The organism is Stenotrophomonas sp. YJH_SMC_81, from assembly GCF_059370875.1.
This window is the reverse complement of record NZ_JCAFUB010000007.1, coordinates 113,071-130,796: the sequence shown is the minus strand read 5'-3', so window position 1 is coordinate 130,796 and position 17,726 is coordinate 113,071. Positions and strand designations below refer to the sequence as shown.

Below are 17,726 nucleotides of genomic sequence, written 5' to 3'. Positions count from 1 at the left end.
TCGATGCCACGCCGATCACGTGACATACAGCGCATCCGTTCAGCCCTGCGTGAAGCCTGCGGGAAGGGCTTCACATGCGCAGTCACGGATTGGCACTTCGATGGTTCCGTCGCCTGCATCGCGACTCGATACTCGCCGTGGTGCCGCCGGAAGTCCGCCGCGCAGCGCAGCGCAGCGCCTGCGGTCACCGTTCCCTTTCGACGACCACAAGGATGCGCCATGTCATTCCGATCCACACCGCTGTTGCTGGCCACCTCGTTCGTGGCTGCGGGCCTGTGCCTGGCCGGCAACGCGTTCGCCCACGGCACCATGACCACGCCTGTCAGCCGCGTCTACGCCTGTTTCCAGGGCAACCCCGAGAACCCGACCAACCCGGCCTGTGCCGCCGCCAAGGCCATCGGCGGTTCGCAGGCGTTCTACGACTGGAACGGCATCAACCAGGCCAATGCCAATGGCAACCACCAGGCCGTGGTACCCGACGGCAAGCTGTGCAGCGGCAACAACCCGACCTTCCGCGGGCTGGATGTGAACCGCAGTGACTGGCAGACCACGCCGATCCAGCCCGATGCCAATGGCAGGTTCACCTTCGTGTTCAAGGCGACCGCACCGCACGCCACCCGTGACTGGCGCTTCTTCGTCACCCGCGAAGGCTGGCAGCCGGGCAGCCCGCTGCGCTGGGCCGACCTGCAGGAGTTCTGCACGCTGGGCAATACACCGCTGTCGGCCGATGGCACCTACAAGCTGCAATGCACGTTGCCGCAGCGCAGCGGCCAGCATGTGATCTACAACACCTGGCAGCGCTCGGATTCGACCGAGGCGTTCTATACCTGCATGGACGTGCGCTTCCAGGGCGGCGGCGGAACGGCACCGGCAACGCAGTGGCAGGATGCCGGCCCGGTCACCGCGCGCGGCGAGCTGCCGGTAGGCACCACGTTGGCGCTGCGCGTGTTCAATGCCAACGGCAATGATGTCGAACGCGTGGAAGCCACGCTGGCCAGCGGCCAGACTGCCGCCGCACAGTGGCCGCTGGTGCTGGCACGCAAGGTCAATGCCAGTGCGCAGCACGCACGCGTGGGCGTGCTCAGCAACGGCGTGATCACGCCGGCGGCCTCGGCCACCGACAACCGGGTGTACCTGAAGGACGGCAACCGCTTCCAGCTCGACACCCGGGTGCCGGACGCGGGCACGCCGTCGCCGGGCGGTGATTTCGACCACGTGTACCCCGCAGGCATTGGCAGCTACGTCCCCGGCCAGACCGTGGTAAAGGGCACCGACGGCAAGCTGTACGCCTGCCGCCCGTTCCCGGAAGGGGCGTGGTGCAACGTCAATGCCGAGGCATATCGCCCCGGTATGGGCAGTGCATGGCGCGATGCTTGGGTGCCCTACTGACCCGTTGTAGAAGGCGGTGCGCATCGCGCCGCCTTCTGCCTGAGCCGCAGTGCTTTGAGCAGCGTGCTGCAGATCAGGCACGACAGCCACTGAAATCAAACTTGTCCGATATTGCCGGCCTGTCTGCATGTGAAGACTTCATGGGGTTTCCCATACCTCGCAAAGGAGTCTCTGCATGCACCTGTCCCATCGGGCAGTCCTCGCACTGTCCGTCGTTGCCGGCCTGGCCCTGTCCGGCAGCGCCTTCGCCCACGGCACCATGACCAAGCCGCTCAGCCGCGTGAAGCAGTGCCACGAGGGCAATCCGGAAAACCCGACCAACCCGGCCTGCGCCGCCGCCAAGGCCATCGGTGGTTCGCAGCCGTTCTACGACTGGAGCGCGATTGCCCACGGCAATGCCAATGGCAACCATCGCGAACTGGTGCGCGACGGCGAACTGTGCAGTGCCAGCATTCCCAAGTACCGCGGGCTCGACCTGAACCGCACGGACTGGCCGACCACGCCGATCCGCGCCGACGCCCGTGGCCGTTACACCTTCGAGTTCCGCGCGCCGGCGCCGCACGCCACCCGCGAATGGAAGTTCTACGTCACCCGCGATGGCTGGCAGCCGGGCAGCCCGCTGCGTTGGGCCGACCTGCAGGAATTCTGCACGCTGGGCAACACGCCGCTGTCCGAAGGCGGTGTCTACAAGCTGGACTGCCCGCTGCCCAAGCGCAGTGGCCAGCACATCATCTACAACACCTGGCAGCGCTCGGATTCGCAGGAGGCGTTCTATACCTGCATGGACGTGCGCTTCGAAGGCGGCGATGGCGTGGTTCCGCCGCCGCAGTGGCAGGATGCCGGCGCCGTGACCGCCAACGGTGCACTGGACGTGGACAGCACCGTGACCCTGCGTGTGTTCAATGCCAACGGCAATGACCTGGAGCGCGTGGAGACCACGCTGGCGGCCGGCCAGACCGCTCCCGCACAGTGGCCGCTGGCGCTGGCCCGCAAGGTCAATGCCAGTGCGCAGCACGCCCGCGTCGGTGTGATGAAGAACGGCGTGATCACGCCGGTCGCATCGGCCACCGAAAACCGCGTGTACCTGAAGCCGGGCAATCGCTTCCAGCTGGAAACCCAGGTGCCGGGCCCGGTTGATCCGGTCGATCCACCGGGTGGCGATTTCGACTTCGTGTATCCGGCCGGCCTCGGCAGCTACACGCCGGGCGAGACCGTGGTGAAGGGCACCGACGGCAAGCTGTACGCCTGCCGCCCGTTCCCGGAAGGCGCGTGGTGCAACATCAATGCCGATGCCTATCGCCCGGGCACCGGCTTTGCCTGGCGTGATGCCTGGATCGCGTACTGAGGCAGGCACCGGGGGCGGCAGGGTGCCGCCTCCGGTTCGCGGGGTTGCCGGCCAGCGGCCGGCCCCCTCCGGGCCTACTTGCTGCTGACGTACTTCTCGCGGCGGATCTGCGGGTTGCCCAGGCCGGCGGCCTTCAGCAGCTCGGCGCAGGCATCGACCATGTCCGGGTTGCCGCACAGGTAGGCGATGTCGGTGGCCGGGTCCGGCGTGAAGCCGGCCAGCGCCTGCTGCACGTAGCCGTGCTGTACGTCCGGGTGCGGATCAGCCGGGAGTTCACGCGACAGGCACGGAACATAGCGGAAGTTCGCGTGCTTTTCGGCGAAGCTGTAGAAATCTTCGCTGTACAGCAGCTCGCCCGGGCTGCGCGCGCCCTGCAGCAGCACGATCTGCACGCCGCGTTCGGCCATGGCCTTCTCCAGCAGCGGCAGCATGGAGCGGTACGGGGTAACACCGGTACCGGTGGCGATCAGCAGGTAACGGGCGTTGTGGTCACCGGGATTCAGGCAGAACCGGCCATAGGGGCCGGACGCACTGATCTGGCTGCCCTGCTCCAGCGCCTCGAACAGGGCCGTAGCGGCGCCGCCGGGCACGAAACTGACCGCGATGTCCACCGCCTCGCCCGGGCCCAGCGCATGGTCGTGGATGGTCGCCAGCGAGTAGCTGCGCTTGGTTTCGGTGCCGTCGGCGTAGCTGAAATGGACCTGGATGAACTGGCCGGGCTGGAAATCCAGCGGCTGCCCATCGTCACGCACGAACTGGTAATGGCCGACGGTCGGGGCCAGCATGCGGCAGCCGACCAGCTTGAGGGGGAATTGAACAGGCACGACTTTTCGGGACAGTGTGTAGCCGGGGCAAGCCCTCGGGGTCTTCTATAATAGCCCCTCCCCGCCCCTCTCCAGCGCCAGCCCATGGGCGCGAAGGCTTCGAGCTTGGCATCCCAGAACGATACGGCGCCCGCCCTGCGCGTGCGCGACCTGCGCAAGACCTATGACAACGGCACCCAGGCCCTGAAGGGCGTTTCCCTGGAAGTGGCCCCGGGCGACTTCTTCGCCCTGCTCGGCCCCAACGGGGCGGGCAAGTCGACCCTGATCGGCATCATCAGCTCCCTGGTCAACCTCAGCGAGGGCCAGGTGGAAGTGTTCGGCAGCGACCTGGTGCGCAACCGCAGCGCCACCATGCGCCTGATCGGCCTGGTGCCGCAGGAAATCAATTTCAACCTGTTCGAAAAGCCCTTCGACATCCTGGTGAACTACGCCGGTTTCTACGGCGTGCCGCGCGAGGAAGCCGAGCAGCGCGCCGAAGAAGAACTGAAGCGCGCGCACCTGTGGGAAAAGGCGCAGGTGATGAGCCGCACGCTGTCCGGCGGCATGAAGCGCCGGCTGATGATCGCCCGCGCGATGATGACCCGCCCGCGGCTGCTGATCCTGGACGAACCCACCGCCGGCGTGGACATCGAGATCCGCCGCGACATGTGGCGCGTGCTGAAGGAGATCAACGGTGCCGGCACCACGATCATCCTCACCACCCACTACCTGGAAGAGGCCGAGTACCTGTGCCGCCACCTGGCGATCATCAACCATGGCCAGATCGTCGAGCAGGGGCCGATGCGCACCCTGCTGGCCAAGCTGGACGTGGAAGGCTTCCTGCTGGACATCGACGGTGACCTGCCGGCGCAGCTGCCGGTGATCGAGGGCGCGACGCTGACCGCGCCGGACCCGCACACGCTGGACATCGACATGCCACGCGCGATGGACCTCAACCGCGTGTTCGCCACGCTGAACGAGGCGGGTATCCGCGTGCGTTCGATGCGTACCAAGAGCAACCGCCTGGAGGAGCTGTTCGTGCGCCTCACCGGCAACATGGAGAAGCCTGCATGAGCACCACCGAGCTGACCGACGGCCAGCGCAACCGCATCGCGCTGATGACCATCGTGCGCCGCGAAGTCGCCCGCATCATGCGCATCTGGGGCCAGACCCTGGTGCCGCCGGCGATCACCATGACCCTGTACTTCCTGATCTTCGGCAACCTGATCGGGTCGCGCGTGGGTGACATGGGCGGCTACACCTACATGCAGTTCATCGTGCCGGGCCTGGTGATGATGAGCGTGATCCAGAACAGCTACGGCAACATCAGTTCCTCGTTCTTCGGTGCCAAGTTCGGCCGCCACGTCGAGGAACTGCTGGTCAGCCCGATGCCGAACTGGGTGATCCTGTGGGGCTACGTGGCCGGTGCCGTGCTGCGCGGCCTGATGGTCGGCGTGATCGTGCTGATCATCGCGATGTTCTTCACCCCGGTGCGAATCCCGCATCCGATCGTGATGCTGACCACGGTGATCCTCGGCGCGACGATCTTCTCGCTGGCCGGATTCATCAATGCGGTGTATGCGAAGAAGTTCGATGACGTGGCGATCGTGCCGACCTTCATCCTGACCCCGCTGACCTACCTGGGTGGCGTGTTCTATTCGGTGAAGCTGCTGCCGGGCTGGGCCGAAGCGGCCACGCACGCGAACCCGATCTTCTACATGGTCAACGCGTTCCGCTATGGCCTGCTGGGTAGCAGCGATGTACCGCTGCCGGTGGCCTACGGCCTGATGATCGGTTTCGTGGTGGTGCTGACGGCGCTGGCCCTGTGGCTGCTGCGCCGTGGTGTGGGCATGCGCAGCTGAGACCTGCGTGGTAGTGCCGGCCGCTGGCCGGCAACACCAGATCCACGCCATGCGTGGATGCAGCAGTCTGTAGAGCCGAGCCTATGCTCGGCTCTTTTTTGCCTGCAATCTCCGGCACAATCGCAGTTCTGATTCCCCCCCAGAAAACGGTGAACGTGCAATGCGCATCCTGATCCTCGGCGCCGGCGGTACCGGCGGTTACTTCGGTGGCCGCCTGGCCCAGGCCGGCGTGGACGTGACCTTCCTCGTGCGCCCCGCGCGCGCCGCGCAGCTGGACCATGATGGCCTGGTCATCCGCAGCCCACTGGGTGATGCGCGTTTCCCGGTTCAGCACGTCACGGCTGATGCACTGCCCGCACTGGCCGCGCAGAAGCCCTTCGATCTGGTCATCCTCAGCTGCAAGGCCTACGACCTGGACAGTTCGATCGATGCCATCGCCCCGGCAGTCGGAGCGAACACCACCGTGCTGCCGATCCTCAACGGTCTGCACCACTACAACGCACTGGATATGCGCTTTGGCCGCGACGCGGTGCTCGGCGGCCTGTGCTTCATCAGCGCCACCAAGGCGCCCGATGGCGCGGTGCTGCATCTGGGCAAGCCGGCCAAGCTCACCTTCGGCGAGCGCGACGGCGGCGCGATCTCCGCGCGCGTGCGCGCCTTGGCTGCGGTCTGCGCGAAGGCCAACCTTGATCACCTTGCCAGCGAACGTATCGGCCAGGAACAGTGGATCAAGTACACCTTCCTGACCGCGCTGGCCGCAGCCACCTGCCTGCTGCGTGCGGATATCGGCACCATCGTCGCCACCGATGATGGCGAGGCGATCGTACGTGGCCTTTACGACGAGTGCCTGGCCGTCGCCGAAGCCGCCGGTGAACCGGTTCCGGAGGCAGCGCAGGACACTGCGCGCGGCACGCTGACCCAGGCCGGCTCGGCGTTGAAGGCCTCGATGCTGCGTGATCTGGAGGCCGGCCAGCAGGTGGAGGCCGAACAGATTGTTGGCGACATGCTGGTGCGTGCGCGCAGGGCTGATCAGGAAGCCCTGCTGCTGCAGGTTGCCTACAGCAGTCTGCAGGCCTACCAGGCACTGCGGGTCGCGTGAGTCCCGCCTTGCAGGCCAGCCTATTGCCCGCGCGGGTACTGATTCTCGGGCTGGGCTGGAGCGGACGCGTGCTGGCCGCGCAGCTGCAGGCGCACGGCATAGGCGTGGCCGGCACAGTGCGCGATCCCTCGTTCGCGCCGGACGATGGCCTGCCACGGCATCAGCTGCACGCCGACACGCCACCGTCGCCTGCCCTGCTCGATGTGATCGCGCAGGCCGATGCCGTGCTGTGCAGCGTGCCGCCCGACGCGGAGGGCGACCCGGCACTGCGCCTGCTGCTGCCCGCGCTGCAGGCCAGCCCGGCATTGCGCTGGGTCGGCTATCTGTCGTCGACCTCGGTGTATGCCGACCGCGCCGGCGGTTGGATCGACGAGCGCAGCGCGGCCGACGCCACTGAAGCGGCTGGCGTGCAGCGCCTGCTCGCGGAAGCCCAGTGGCGCGCACTGGCCGGACAACGCGGCATCGCCTCGGCGGTATTCCGCCTGCCCGGCCTGTACGGGCCGGGTCGCAATGCGCTGGTGCAGTTGGCGCAGGGGCGTGCGCGCCACGTGGTTCGCCCGGGCCAGGTGTTCAACCGACTGCACGTGGATGACCTGGCAACCGTCATCATCGCCGCAATGCGGCGCCCGGCCCGGCAGGGTCTCTACCTGCCCAGCGACGACGAACCGGCGCCGCCGCAGGATGTGCTGGCCTTCGCCGCGAAGCTGGGCGGGTTTGCGCTGCCGCCCGCCGTGGCCTGGGATGACCCGGTACTGAGCCCGACGCTGCGGCGCTTCTACGAGAGCAACAAGCGCATCGACAGCCGTGGCACGCGTGAAGCGCTGGGGTGGCAGCCGCGCTTCCCGAGTTACCGTGAAGGCCTGACGGACCTTGCCGCTTCGCTCGCCGGGCATGGCCCGGCGCTACCGGACAGCGCTTTGTAGAGCCGAGCCCATGCTCGGCTGCTCTTTGCGTCTTTCGCGCTGCGCGCGATAAGCCGAGCATGGGCTCGGCTCTACGGATCAACCCGCGTCGGGCAGGCGGAAGAACGCGCGGGCGGCCGCCGTGGCATTGGCCGCGGTCACCGCAACGTCCTCGCCACGGTCACGTGCCAGCTCTTCCACGATGTGCGACAGGAACATCGGCTCGTTGCGCCGGTCCTTCGGCATCGGCTTCAGCGTGCGCGGCAGCAGGTACGGCGCGTCGGTCTCGATCATCAGGCGGTTGGCCGGGATGTTCTTCACCAGTTCGCGCAGGTGCGCGCCACGGCGCTCGTCGCACAGCCAGCCGGTGATGCCGATGTACCAATCCTGGTCCAGGTAATCGAACAGCTCACCGCGTTCGCCGGTGAAGCAATGCACCACCGCCGGACCGATGCGACCTTCGAAGTTCTTCATCTGTGCCATGAAGTCGGCATGCGCATCACGCTGGTGCAGGAACAGTGGCTTGCCGTTGTCTGCCGCCAGCTGCAGCTGGCGCTCGAACGCGCGGTGCTGGGCCGGGCGCGGCGAGAAGTCACGGAAGTAGTCCAGCCCGCACTCCCCCACCGCCACCACTTCCGGATGCGCGTGCAGCGCGCGCATCTCGGCATCGCATTCCTCGGTGTATTCCACCGCGTGGTGCGGGTGCACGCCGGCGGTGGCGTACAGGAAGCCGGGGTGCTGCTGGGCCAGCTGCAACGCCAGCGGCGAGTGCTCGCGGCTGGCGCCGGTGATGACCATCTGCACCACGCCGGCCTGGCGCGCGCGGTCCAGCACGGCATCGCGGTCGCGGTCGAAGGAGTCGTGGGTCAGGTTGGCGCCGATATCGATCAGGTGCATGGTCATCGCGGGGGAAAAGTGCCCGCGCATTGTACCTGCGCCCGCCGTGCCCCCTTATCCTTTGCACATGAACGCCCCGCTCTTCCCGATTTCCCCGCTGCTGCCGCAGATCCAGCAACATCTGGCCGCGCATCAGCGACTGGTGCTGGAGGCCCCGCCCGGTGCCGGCAAGACCACCCAGGTGCCACTGGCACTGCTCGACGCACCGTGGCTGCAGGGCCGCAAGATCATCCTGCTGGAACCACGGCGGGTCGCAGCCCGCAGCGCCGCGCTGTTCATGGCGCGGCAGCTGGGCGAGGAGGTCGGTGGCACGGTCGGCTACCGCATCCGCTTCGAAAACAAGGTTTCGGCGCGCACGCGCATCGAGGTCGTCACCGAAGGCATCCTGACCCGCGTGCTGCAGGACGACCCGATGCTGGAAGAGGTCGGTGCGATCCTGTTCGACGAATTCCACGAGCGCCATCTCAGCGGCGACCTCGGCCTGGCGCTGGCGCTGGATGTGCAGGCGCAGCTGCGCGATGACCTGCGCCTGGTGGTGATGTCGGCCACGCTGGACGGCGAGCGGCTGGCACGTTTTCTCGATGCGCCGCGGCTGAGCAGCGAGGGCCGCAGCTACCCGGTGGCGATCAGCCATTTCCCGGCGCGCCGCGATGAGGCGCTGGAACTGCAGGTGCGCCGCGCGGTGCAGCAGGCCCTGGCCCAGCACCCCGGTGACCTGCTGGTGTTCCTGCCCGGCCAGCGCGAGATCGCGCGGGTGCAGGCGGGCCTGCAGGAATCGCTCAATGGCGATGTCGAGGTCCTGGCGCTGCACGGTGAACTGCCGGTGGAACAACAGGCGCGCGTACTTCAGGTGGCCAGCGATGGCCGCCGGCGCGTGGTGCTGGCGACCAACGTCGCCGAGTCGTCGGTGACGTTGCCCGGCGTGCGCGTGGTGATCGACAGCGGCCAGGCACGCGAACCGCGCTACGACCCCAACAGTGGCTTCACCCGGCTGGACGTGGTGGCCATCGCGCAGGCATCGGCCGACCAGCGCGCGGGCCGCGCCGGCCGCGTCGCCGAGGGCGTGGCCTGGCGGCTGTGGCCACAGTCGCAGCGGCTGGAACCGCAGCGCCGCGCCGAGATCGACCAGGTGGAACTGGCCGGACTGGCACTGGAGCTGGCGGCCTGGGGCAGCAGCGATCTGCGCTTCCTCGATCCGCCACCGGCCGGCCCGATGGGTGCCGCGCGCGAACTGCTGCAGCGGCTCGGCGCCCTGTCCAGCAGTGGCGCGATCACCGAACTGGGCCGGCGTGTGCTGGCGCTGGGCACGCATCCACGGATGGCGGCGATGCTGCTGGCAGCGCCCGATGCCCGCGCCCAGGCGCTGGCTGCCGACCTGGCCGCGCTGCTGGAGGCGCGCGACCCGTTGCGCCAGGGCGGCGACGCGCTGGCGGCCCGCTGGCGCGCACTGGCCGCGTTCCGCAATGGCCGCACACCGGGCGATGCCAACCGCAGCGGGCTGGCCGCGATCGATGCCGCCGCCAAGCAGTGGCGTCGCCGCCTGCGCTGCGAAGCCACGCCGCCGGCCAGCATCGAGGCCCATGAGCTGGGTGACCTGCTCGCTCATGCCTTCCCTGACCGGATTGGCTTCCAGCATCCCAGCGATCCTCTGCGCTACCTGCTGGCCAATGGCCGCAGCGCGCGCCTGCACGAGCTGAGCGACCTGCGCGGTGAGCCGTGGCTGGTGGCCAGCGAACTGCGCTTCGAGGCGCGCGATGCACTGCTGCTGCGCGCCGCGCCGGTAGACGAGGATCGGCTGCGCAAGGCGTGGCCGGATCGCTTCGTCACCGAAGACGTAGTGCGCTGGGACAGCGAGCGACGCGCCCTGGTGGCACTGCGCGAGACCCGTTTCGACCGCATCGTGCTGGACAGCCGCTCGGCCGGCCGGGTCGATCCGCAGCACGCCGCGCAGGCACTGACCGACGCGGTGGCCGAGCTCGGTCTGCAGGCGCTGCCGTGGACCGAGGGCCTGCGCCAGTGGCAGGCGCGGGTCGAGTCACTGCGGCGCTGGATGCCGGAGCTGGACCTGCCCGACTGCAGCGACGCGGCGCTGCTGGCCAACCGTGCGCAGTGGCTGCAACCCGCGTTTGCCGGCAAGAGCCGTCTGGATGCGCTGGACGAATCCAGCTTCGGTGAGGCACTGAAGTCGCCGCTGGAGTGGTCGCAGCGGCAGCTGGTCGAGCGTCATGCGCCGACCCGCATCACGGTGCCGTCCGGACTGGAGCGGCCGATCACCTATGCGCTGGACAGCGAGAGTGGTGACCCGCTGCCGCCAGTACTGGCGGTGAAGCTGCAGGAACTGTTCGGCCTGGCCGACACGCCGCGCATCGCCGATGGCCGCGTGCCGCTGACCCTGCACCTGCTCTCCCCCGGCGGCCGCCCGCTGCAGGTCACCCAGGACCTGCGCAACTTCTGGGAAAGCACCTACGCCGAAGTGAAAAAGGAAATGAAGGGGCGCTACCCGCGCCATCCGTGGCCGGACGATCCGTGGACCGCGACAGCCACGCACCGCGCCAAGCCGCGTGGAACCTGACGGGTAGTGCCGGCCGCTGGCCGGCAATGCATTCCCACAAGGTGCTCCGGGACTGCCGGCCAGCGGCCGGCTACCGGTTTGGGACCCTGCCTGATCCTGAATGGCTGCGGTAGAGTCACACCACGTGCGTCCCCGACTGACATACCGTTTACGGGCAACGCGCGACACTGGACTTCGACCCGAGGCAAAGGACCCCCGCATGAGCAAGCTGACCGTAATCACCGACCGCGCTCTGGAGCGCGCCCTGGAGCTGGCCCACACCGCTGGCGATGGCCTGAAGAGCGCCGGTGGCAGCCTGCGCAACGCGGATTGGATCAAGACCGGCGCCGCCCTCGGCGCAGTGAAGACCGGCGGCAAGGTCGCCACCAAGTTCGTGCGCCGCAATCCGGCCGTGGCCGTGGCCGCTGCTGCGGTGGGTGTCGGCCTGCTCGGCTATGCGCTGTACCGCAAGCAGCAGAAGAAGAAGGCTGCCAATGGCCATGTGGTGAATGGGCAGGCGCAGCGCATCAGCGCGCGTGACCGCCGCAACGACACCGTCGTGGACGAGCACAGCGATATCGGCAGCGACGCCTGAGCCTGCCGGGGTCGGATCCCTTTCACAGGAAGGGCTCTGACCCCAAGGCACTCCATGAGGGCCGGATGCCGCGAGGTATCCGGCCCTTTCTGTTTCAACCGATCTGCCGCCACTGCCCCGGCTGCAGGTCGTCCAGCCGGTAGGGCCCCATTGCCACCCGCACCAGCCGCAGCGTTGGCAGGTTCACTGCCGCCGTCATCCGCCGCACCTGGCGGTTGCGGCCTTCGCGGATCGTGATCGCCAACCAGCTGTCCGGCACGGTCTTGCGGAAGCGTACCGGCGGATCGCGCGTCCACAGCAACGGTGCTGGATCGAGGCGCTCGATCTTCGCCGGCAGGGTCGGCCCATCGTTGAGTACCACGCCGTCGCGCAGCTGTTGCAGCTGCTCGTCACTGGGCGTGCCTTCCACCTGCACCCAGTAGGTCTTGTCGGCCTTGTGCCTGGGGTCGGTGAGCTTGTGCGCCAGCGTGCCGTTGTCGGTCAGCAGCAGCAGGCCCTCGCTGTCATGGTCCAGGCGGCCGGCGGCATACACGCGCGGCGGCAGGCCGAACCCGGCCAGGGTCGGCCGCGGCGGCACGCTGCGGTCGGTGAACTGGCAGAGCACGTTGAAGGGCTTGTTGAAGGCGATCAGCATTGCAGGCACGGCGGGCGGCGGGTAAGACATTGTCCCACGCCGCGCCACGCACCACGTCCCTGTGGAGCCGAGCAAGGGCCCGGCCCCACCACGTCAACGCGCGCACGGCATGCGACGTGCCCTTACGGCTTGATGAAACGCAGGGTCATGCGGTCGCTTTCGCCGATCGCCTGGTACTTCGCATCATCGGCCTTGTCGTGCTGGTTGGTCGGGGGCAGCGTCCACACGCCGTTGGGGTGGTCCTTGGTGTCGCGCGGGTTGGCGTTGACCTCGCTGCGCGCGTCCAGCTTGAAACCGGCGGCCTCGGCCATCGCGATCACCTGCTGCTGGCCGACATAGCCGGTGTCATCGTCGTCGGCCACGTCGGTCTTGGCGCGATGCTCGACCACGCCCAGCACGCCACCCGGCTTGAGCACGTTGAAGAAGCCCTGGAACATGCCCTGCGCCTGGCCGGCCTTGCGCCAGTTGTGCACGTTGCGGAAGGTCAGCACCACGTCGGCTGAATTGGCCGGGCCGAACACCGGCTTGGCCGGATCGTAGGCGACCACGGCGGTCTTGCCGAACTGCGCGGGTGCACCGGCGTACTTCTTTTCCAGGCTGTCGCGGCTGCGCTGCTGGTAGTCACGGCCACGGCCTTCGGGCACCGCCATCGGATCGACCACCGCAGCGACGTAGTGGCCCTTGTCATGCAGCAGCGGCGCCAGGATTTCCGAATACCATCCGTTGCCGGGGGTGATCTCGATGACGGTCTTTTCCGGCGCTACCTTGAAGAACGACAGCGTCTGCGCCGGATGGCGGAAGCCATCGCGCTTGACGTTGTTGGCATCGCGGGTGGGCGCCTTTACCGCCGCGTCGATGGCCGGCAAGACCTCGATCTTCGCCGGTGCCACCGTGGCCGGTGCGGCGAACGCGGGAACAGCAGCAAGCAGGGCCGAAGCAAGCAGCAGTCGGCAACCACGCAGGGACGAAGCAGGCATCATCGGGACGACTCCAGCGGAAGATGCGGCGAGACTAGCAGTCGCAGCGTCCCAGGTGTTCACAAAACGTTAGCGGCGTGCGCGTCGCGGAACACTGTTTTGTGGTCGTCGCCGCAGCACGGTCACACATCGCGTTCTATTCTGGAACACTTCCCCCAAGGAGTCCGTGCCCATGACGGCAACCCGCGAACTGGGCCGTTCCGGCCTGCATGTACGTCCGCTCGCCTTCGGTGGCAACGTGTTCGGCTGGAGCGCCGATGAGAAGGCCAGCTTCGCCCTGCTCGATGCCTTCGTCGATGCCGGCTTCAACCTGGTCGACACCGCCGACGTTTACTCGGCCTGGGTGCCGGGCAATTCGGGCGGGGAATCGGAAACGCTGATCGGCAAGTGGTTCGCCCGCAGCGGCAAGCGCGACAAGGTGGTGCTGGCGACCAAGGTGGCCAAGTGGGCCGAACGCCCCGGCCTGACCCCGGACAACATCAATGCGGCGGTCGAGGATTCGCTGCGCCGGCTGCAGACCGACGTGATCGATCTGTACCAGGCCCACGAGGATGACGAGTCGACGCCGCTGGAAGCCACGCTGGCCGCGTTCGGCCGCCTGATCGAGGCCGGCAAGGTGCGTGCGATCGGTGCTTCCAACTACAGCGCCACGCGCCTGGCCGATGCGCTGAAGGTGTCCACCGACTACAAGTTGCCGCGTTACGAAACCCTGCAACCGGAGTACAACCTGTATGACCGCGCCGGCTACGAAAAGGAACTGGAACCGCTGGTGCAGCGCGAGCAGATCGGCGTGATCGGCTACTACGCGCTGGCCAGTGGCTTCCTCAGTGGCAAGTACCGCGCGCCGGCCGATGCAGCCAAGAGCCCGGCACGTGGCGAGACGGTGGTGAAGCGCTATCTGAACCCGCGCGGCCTGCGCATCCTGCAGGCGCTGGATGACGTAGCCAGCAAGCACAGCGCCAGCGCTGCGCAGATCGCACTGGCCTGGCAGATCGCGCGGCCGTCGATCACCGCGCCGATCGTCAGCGCTACCAGCGTCGAACAGCTGCACGACCTGCTGGCCGCAGCCAACGTATCGCTGAGCGTGCAGGATGTCGCGCAGCTGGATGCCGCCAGCGCCGAATCATGAGACCCGGTTGTGCCGGCCGCTGGCCGGCATGACACGTACATCGAAGAAAATAATTCAACAAAATGGTTGCACGCGACTAAATCGTGGTTTATCGTGCGCACCTCGTTTCAACACCCACTGGAAACTTCCCTTGAACGCGCATTCCGTCGCCATCGCCAAACTGCTGCCATGCCTGCGCATGGACCGGCCGGCGCGCGCGTTCGGCAAGGAAGACCAGCTGACAACGGCCTGATACCCGCCCTGCGGAGATCGGCCACCCCGATCTCCGAGGCCTGACGACGCCCTCGGAACGCAAGTCCCGGGGGCGTTTTCGTTTGCGTCGGCACAAGGACCCGCGATGCCAGAACTGCACCCCGCGCGGCAACCCGCCGCTCACTGATCCAGGTTTTTCTGCCGCGCCGGAGGATTTTCTCCGCGTGCACGGCAACGCCTGGACATTATCTGCATTGCAGCCAAACATTATCGCTCGCCGATAATGTCGGTGGCCTGCACCCTCGATTCTCCAACGGTCCCGTTTCCACCACGGGCTGGTGCGCGCGGCGTTGCCGTGGCGTATGCCGGAGGTCGCGGACAAGCCATCGCCTGGATCGCCTGCTGGAGGCAGGCGCCGGTTCGCCGGTACGCGGTTCGATTCCGCGCGGTTCACCACTGGATAGCTCAGTCGGGTAGAGCAACGGATCCTGATTCCGTCTGTCGTGGGTTCGACTCCCACTCCAACCACATGACCTGTCACGTCATGAATTGAAGCAACACCCGGGGCGCAAGCCCCAGCGGCCATCGTCGCCGTCCACGGTCACTGCCTTCGGGCGGGGGCGTGGAAGGCAGCGGACCGCACGCCGGGCCTCGGCCCGCCGTCACTGCCAGCCACGTTCCGCCCCGGTGCTGCCTGCCGGGAACGACGATGGCAGCACTGCCGGTGCACCGAAGGCTCCGCGCGCGGACCGTCCGCCGATGGCCGCCCTCTTCCGCTGCCTGCACGTGGTGTGCAGGCGGCCTCGCCACGACCTGATCGACCCGGGTCATGGTGATTCATCCGCAACGGGTCGAACCACCAGAGCCATACAAGGAGAGACTCCCATGTTCTGGACCATCAAGGTCGTGATCGGCGACGGCGAGCGCGGCCTGGTGTATCGCAACCGTCGTTTCCAGCAGATCCTGCTGCCGGGCGTGCACCGCCTGTCGCCGTTCGGCGGCCGCCCGCAGGTGGACATCCACACCGCATCGAAGGGCGCGGCCTACACCGGCAGCGACCAGGACAGCCTGATCGAAGCACTGGGCGCGCAGTTGGAGACGCACTTCGTGCTGGCCAACGTCGGCGCCAGCGAAGTTGGCCTGTTGCTGCGCAATGGCCGCATCGATGAAGTGCTGCCGCCGGGCAGCCGTCGCCTGTACTGGCGCGGTTCGGTCGACACCCAGGTGCGCGTGATGGCGCTGGGTGACGAGCCGCGCATTCCGGCGGACGTGCAGCAGCGCCTGGGCCAGCTGGGCGTGCTGCCGCGTGTGGCGGTGATCAGCAGCGTGCCGAGCGAGTCGGTGGGCCTGCTGTTCATCGATGGCACGCTGCGGCAGACGCTGGACGCCGGCCTGCACGCGTTCTGGAACTTCAACGGCAACGTGTCGGTGGAGCGTGTGGAGCTGCGTGCGCGGTCGCTGGACGTGTCCGGCCAGGAGCTGCTCAGCCGCGACAAGGTGACCCTGCGGGTGAACCTGGCCGCGACCGTGCAGGTGGTCGACCCGGTGCGGGCACACCGCACGCTCAGCAATGCCGATGAGTTTGTCTACCGGCAGCTGCAGTTCGGCCTGCGCCAGGCGATTGCCGCGCGCAGCCTGGACGAGCTGCTGGGCGACAAGGCAGCACTGGACGGTGAGATCGCCGCCCATGTGCAGGCGGCGATCGAGGGCCACGGTGTACGTCTGCTTGGCGTGGGCATCAAGGACGTGATCCTGCCGGGCGAGATGAAGGAGATCCTCAACGGCGTGGTGCTGGCCGAGAAGCAGGCCCAGGCCAGCGTGATCCGCCGCCGCGAGGAGGCCAATGCCACCCGTTCGCAGCTCAACACCGCAAAGCTGATCGAGGACAACCCGGTGCTGATGCGCTTGAAGGAGCTGGAGGCGCTGGAGAAGGTCACCGAGAAGATCGACACGCTCACCGTGTTCGGCGGCCTGGACGGCGTGCTGAAGCAGCTGGTGACGATCAGGTAGGGGGTCGCGGTGGCGCAGGGACGCGCCGCCGGCCCATCAAGGACATACACGAAGACATGGACACTCAACACAATTATCAATGGCTGCATGCCGAGGGCAGCACGCCGATCAAGGGCTGGGTCAACGGCGTGCCACTGGAGGCGCAGGCGCATGAGCAGCTGCGCAACATCGCCGCGATCCCGTTCGTCGGGCCGTGGGTGGCGGTGATGCCGGACGTGCACCTGGGCAAGGGCGCGACCGTCGGCTCGGTGATCCCGACCCGCGGTGCAATCATCCCGGCGGCGGTCGGCGTCGACATCGGCTGCGGCATGGCGGCCGTGCGCACCACGCTGCGCGCCAACGACCTGCCCGATGACCTGCGGCAGCTGCGCAACAGCATCGAGCGCAGCATCCCGGTCGGCAACGGGCGCGGCGGCGAGCATCAGCGCATGCCCGACAGCATCCATACCCGGCTGGTGCAGTCCGGGCTGGCCGCCGGCCTGGAGAAGATCAAGGACAGGCACCGCAGGATCCGTACCGACAAGCTCGACCGCCAGCTCGGGACGCTGGGTGGTGGCAACCACTTCATCGAACTGTGCCTGGACGAGACCGACACGGTGTGGGTGATGCTGCACAGCGGGTCGCGCGGCACCGGCAACCTGATCGGTACCTACTTCATCGAGAAGGCGCGCGAGGAACTGGCCCGGCGCGTGCTCGGCTTCCACCTGCCGGACAAGGACCTGGCGTTCTTCATGGAAGGCGAGCCGCTGTTCGATGACTACGTCGAAGCCGTGTCGTGGGCGCAGGACTACGCCCGGCAGAACCGCGAGGCGATGATGTCGCGCGTGCTGGCCGAGATGCGCCACCGGCTGCCGAAGTTCCAGCTGGCGGCGATGGCAGTGAACTGCCACCACAACTACGTGCAGAAGGAAACGCACCACGGGCAGGAGCTGCTGGTGACGCGCAAGGGGGCCGTCAGTGCCCGCGAGGGTGAGCTGGGTATCATTCCCGGCAGCATGGGCACGCGCAGCTACATCGTGCGTGGCAAGGGCAACGCGGACAGCTTCCACAGCTGCAGTCACGGTGCCGGCCGGGTGATGAGCCGTGGCGCCGCGCGCCAGCAGATCACGCTGGCCCAGCACCGCGAGGCCACCGCGCATGTGGAATGCCGCAAGGACAGCGGCGTGCTGGACGAGTCACCGGCCGCGTACAAGTCGATCGACGATGTGATGGCCGCGCAGCTGGACCTGGTCGACGTGGTGCACACCCTGCGCCAGGTGTTGTGCGTGAAGGGGTAAATGGGGCGGTGCCGGCCAAGGCCGGCACCCACCGCACCCAATTGCAGTAGATCCACGCCATGCG

The 17,726-nt window shown here is 67.6% G+C and carries 15 protein-coding genes and 1 tRNA gene; 12 read left to right on the top strand and 4 right to left on the bottom strand.

From position 1 onward, the window contains the following. The first annotated feature begins 219 nt into the window (after positions 1-219). Complete coding sequence (locus AC5P8U_RS15180; RefSeq protein WP_188241447.1) at positions 220-1,389, top strand: lytic polysaccharide monooxygenase; 1,170 nt, start codon at positions 220-222, stop codon at positions 1,387-1,389. A gap of 175 nt (positions 1,390-1,564) precedes the next feature. Continuing rightward, on the top strand, positions 1,565-2,734 hold the full coding sequence (locus AC5P8U_RS15175; RefSeq protein ID WP_188241448.1) for a lytic polysaccharide monooxygenase: 1,170 nt from the start codon (positions 1,565-1,567) through the stop codon (positions 2,732-2,734). Positions 2,735-2,808: 74 nt separating this feature from the next. On the opposite strand, the gene AC5P8U_RS15170 is transcribed toward AC5P8U_RS15175, so the two are convergent. Then, on the bottom strand, positions 2,809-3,558 hold the full coding sequence (locus AC5P8U_RS15170) for a ferredoxin--NADP reductase (protein ID WP_072168039.1): 750 nt from the start codon (positions 3,556-3,558) through the stop codon (positions 2,809-2,811). A gap of 84 nt (positions 3,559-3,642) precedes the next feature. On the opposite strand from AC5P8U_RS15170, the gene AC5P8U_RS15165 reads away from it, so the two are divergent. The 4 genes from AC5P8U_RS15165 (at position 3,643) to AC5P8U_RS15150 (ending at position 7,421) form a co-directional block, all read left to right on the top strand. Next, entirely contained in the window at positions 3,643-4,611 is a 969-nt protein-coding gene (locus tag AC5P8U_RS15165) for an ABC transporter ATP-binding protein (protein WP_072168040.1), read from the top strand. After that, positions 4,608-5,399 (top strand): ABC transporter permease, encoded by a 792-nt coding sequence (locus AC5P8U_RS15160; protein WP_005420226.1) that lies wholly within the window; start codon positions 4,608-4,610, stop codon positions 5,397-5,399. Before AC5P8U_RS15165 ends, AC5P8U_RS15160 begins: the two co-directional genes overlap by 4 nt. Before the next feature lie 160 nt (positions 5,400-5,559). After that, a complete protein-coding gene (gene panE, locus AC5P8U_RS15155) occupies positions 5,560-6,498 on the top strand; it encodes a 2-dehydropantoate 2-reductase (protein ID WP_061478988.1) in 939 nt (312 codons plus the stop codon). Beyond that, a complete protein-coding gene (locus AC5P8U_RS15150; RefSeq protein WP_438914867.1) occupies positions 6,495-7,421 on the top strand; it encodes an NAD-dependent epimerase/dehydratase family protein in 927 nt (308 codons plus the stop codon). The genes panE and AC5P8U_RS15150 overlap by 4 nt, the downstream gene beginning before the upstream one ends. A gap of 78 nt (positions 7,422-7,499) precedes the next feature. On the opposite strand, the gene AC5P8U_RS15145 is transcribed toward AC5P8U_RS15150, so the two are convergent. Then, a complete protein-coding gene (locus tag AC5P8U_RS15145) occupies positions 7,500-8,297 on the bottom strand; it encodes a TatD family hydrolase (RefSeq protein ID WP_088497037.1) in 798 nt (265 codons plus the stop codon). A gap of 67 nt (positions 8,298-8,364) precedes the next feature. Here AC5P8U_RS15145 and hrpB point away from each other — a divergent pair, with 67 nt between their 5' ends. Both hrpB and AC5P8U_RS15135 read left to right on the top strand, forming a co-directional pair. After that, positions 8,365-10,869, top strand: coding sequence for an ATP-dependent helicase HrpB (gene hrpB, locus AC5P8U_RS15140; protein WP_438914866.1), 2,505 nt, complete (start codon positions 8,365-8,367; stop codon positions 10,867-10,869). A gap of 199 nt (positions 10,870-11,068) precedes the next feature. Continuing rightward, the gene (locus tag AC5P8U_RS15135; RefSeq protein ID WP_061478985.1) at positions 11,069-11,443 is read left to right on the top strand and encodes a hypothetical protein; all 375 of its coding nucleotides are present in this window, start codon (positions 11,069-11,071) and stop codon (positions 11,441-11,443) included. A gap of 94 nt (positions 11,444-11,537) precedes the next feature. On the opposite strand, the gene AC5P8U_RS15130 is transcribed toward AC5P8U_RS15135, so the two are convergent. Continuing rightward, positions 11,538-12,077, bottom strand: coding sequence for a pseudouridine synthase (locus tag AC5P8U_RS15130; protein ID WP_188241484.1), 540 nt, complete (start codon positions 12,075-12,077; stop codon positions 11,538-11,540). A 122-nt stretch (positions 12,078-12,199) separates the two neighbouring features. Beyond that, on the bottom strand, positions 12,200-13,057 hold the full coding sequence (locus AC5P8U_RS15125; protein ID WP_061478983.1) for a class I SAM-dependent methyltransferase: 858 nt from the start codon (positions 13,055-13,057) through the stop codon (positions 12,200-12,202). Positions 13,058-13,226: 169 nt separating this feature from the next. On the opposite strand from AC5P8U_RS15125, the gene AC5P8U_RS15120 reads away from it, so the two are divergent. From AC5P8U_RS15120 to AC5P8U_RS15105, 4 genes are all read left to right on the top strand, one after another. Further along, a complete protein-coding gene (locus AC5P8U_RS15120; protein ID WP_495214207.1) occupies positions 13,227-14,183 on the top strand; it encodes an aldo/keto reductase in 957 nt (318 codons plus the stop codon). Positions 14,184-14,832: 649 nt separating this feature from the next. Beyond that, positions 14,833-14,903 (top strand) — tRNA-Gln (locus tag AC5P8U_RS15115). A gap of 357 nt (positions 14,904-15,260) precedes the next feature. After that, positions 15,261-16,385, top strand: a complete 1,125-nt coding sequence (locus tag AC5P8U_RS15110; RefSeq protein ID WP_088497010.1) for a slipin family protein — start codon at positions 15,261-15,263, stop codon at positions 16,383-16,385. 56 nt (positions 16,386-16,441) lie between these two features. After that, positions 16,442-17,662, top strand: a complete 1,221-nt coding sequence (locus AC5P8U_RS15105) for an RtcB family protein (RefSeq protein ID WP_005420260.1) — start codon at positions 16,442-16,444, stop codon at positions 17,660-17,662. Positions 17,663-17,726 lie beyond the last annotated feature (64 nt).